At 53.1% G+C, this 382-nt stretch carries 1 protein-coding gene and 1 pseudogene; both read right to left on the bottom strand.

Annotated features, from left to right (window positions below; all coding sequences use genetic code 11):
• A partial coding sequence (locus tag ACI2KG_RS28835; RefSeq protein WP_404664232.1) for a 30S ribosomal protein S10 occupies positions 1-130 on the bottom strand: 130 nt, incomplete at its 3' end.
• A 141-nt stretch (positions 131-271) separates the two neighbouring features.
• Positions 272-382 (bottom strand): annotated as a pseudogene (locus ACI2KG_RS28830) (elongation factor Tu); the annotation flags it as partial.

The following is a 382-nucleotide window of genomic DNA, read 5'->3' as shown; positions in this document are numbered from 1 at the left end:
CACGCAGTGGAACTCGACCACGCACTTGTGCACCAGTACGTTTCGCGGTTTCCACGATTTCCTGGGTGGATTGGTCGATCAGGCGATGGTCGAAAGCCTTCAACCTGATACGGATTTGCTGATTTTGCATTGGATTTCAGACTCCAGGCTGTTCCCAACGGACGCACTACGCCCGCTAAAAGGAGGCGTGATTCTATAGACGCCCCCATTTAGTGTCAACCCAATAAAAAAAACCCCCGCTGAGCGGGGGTTTTTTCAATCGGTCGAGTGATTACTCGATGATTTTGGCTACGACGCCGGCGCCGACGGTACGACCGCCTTCACGGATAGCGAAGCGCAGACCGTCTTCCATTGCGATGGTCTTGATCAGGGTAACAGTCAT

The organism is Pseudomonas sp. NPDC089407 (genome assembly GCF_044900445.1).
Lineage (GTDB): Bacteria > Pseudomonadota > Gammaproteobacteria > Pseudomonadales > Pseudomonadaceae > Aquipseudomonas.
The sequence above is the reverse complement of the archived record's forward strand: the minus strand, read 5'-3'. Positions and strand labels throughout refer to the sequence as shown.